General features: G+C 62.3%; 1 protein-coding gene and 1 pseudogene. Both read right to left on the reverse strand.

Translation table 11 applies throughout. The features are described from left to right. Nucleotides 1–753, reverse strand: a 753-nt coding sequence (phnC, locus tag EOA85_RS35805; RefSeq protein ID WP_127212771.1) for a phosphonate ABC transporter ATP-binding protein, incomplete at its 3' end; no start/stop codon positions are given. A 192-nt stretch (nt 754–945) separates the two neighbouring features. Beyond that, a pseudogene (locus EOA85_RS39710) lies at nt 946–1,123 on the reverse strand (acetyltransferase); the annotation flags it as partial.

Raw genomic sequence — 1,123 nt, forward strand, 5'->3', positions numbered from 1 at the left:
GCTGTCGGCACCGTAGACCATGCGCACCGCCTCACGGTTGAGATCTTCGGGTGGGCCGTCGAACACGACCTTGCCGGCAGCCATGCCGATGATGCGGTTGCAATAGGTGCGCGCAGTATCCAGCGTGTGCAGATTGGTGACGACGGTGATGCCTTCGCGCAGATTGATGTCCTGCAGCGAATCCATCACCACCTTGGCATTGAGCGGGTCGAGCGAGGCGATCGGCTCGTCGGCGAGGATAACTTTCGGCTGCTGCATCATGGCGCGCGCGATCGCGACGCGCTGCTGCTGGCCGCCGGACAAGGTGCCGGCCGGCTGCAGCGCCGTGCGGGCAATGTCGAGACGCTCGAGCGCCGCTATCGCCTCGGCCCGTTCCTCGCGAGAGAAGACACCGAGCAGATTGACAATCGTCGAGTGGTGATTGAGCCGGCCGAGCAGCACATTGGTCAGCACGTCGAGACGCGGCACCAGGTTGAATTGCTGAAAGATCATGGCGCAATCGCGCTGCCAGCGCCTGAGCAGCGAGCCGCGCAGGCTGGAGACTTCGGCGCCTTCAAAGAAAATCGACCCTTGGCTCGGATCGATGAGGCGGTTGATCATGCGCAAAAGGGTCGACTTGCCGGCGCCGGAGCGGCCGATGATGCCGACCATCTGACCGTGCGGGATCGAGATATCGACATTGCTGACGGCGGTGTTCTTGCCAAACCGGCGGGTGACGCCGCGGATTTCGAGCGTGGCTGAGGTTGCTGACATAGGCAAGTTCCAGTCCAGTCGCGTTTCGAAGGTCTGTTAACCATCGCTAGCGCAACGCCATGAACCTGCGGTGTCGGATTGATGTCAGTTTTGTTACCGCCCACAGGCTGGGCGGCGCGCCGTGAATGGTGAATGGTGACGGTGGCAGCCAGAAGAGGTGGTGAAGGCCTTTCTATTCACCATCCACCCCCTTCAGCTGCCGTATTTTTCCAGAAACGCTTCCGCCGAAAGGGCGCGGAAATCGTCGAGCGCCGCGCGCAGGCGGGCATGGTCCCAATCCCACCAGGCGAGTGCCTGATAACGTTCAGCCGTGTGGCGGTCGAAGCGTTCGCGGATTGGTTTCGCCGGCACGCCGCCGACGATGGTGTAG

Origin of the sequence: Mesorhizobium sp. M5C.F.Ca.IN.020.29.1.1, from assembly GCF_003997375.1 — a bacterium.
GTDB classification, from domain to species: Bacteria; Pseudomonadota; Alphaproteobacteria; order Rhizobiales; family Rhizobiaceae; genus Mesorhizobium; species Mesorhizobium wenxiniae.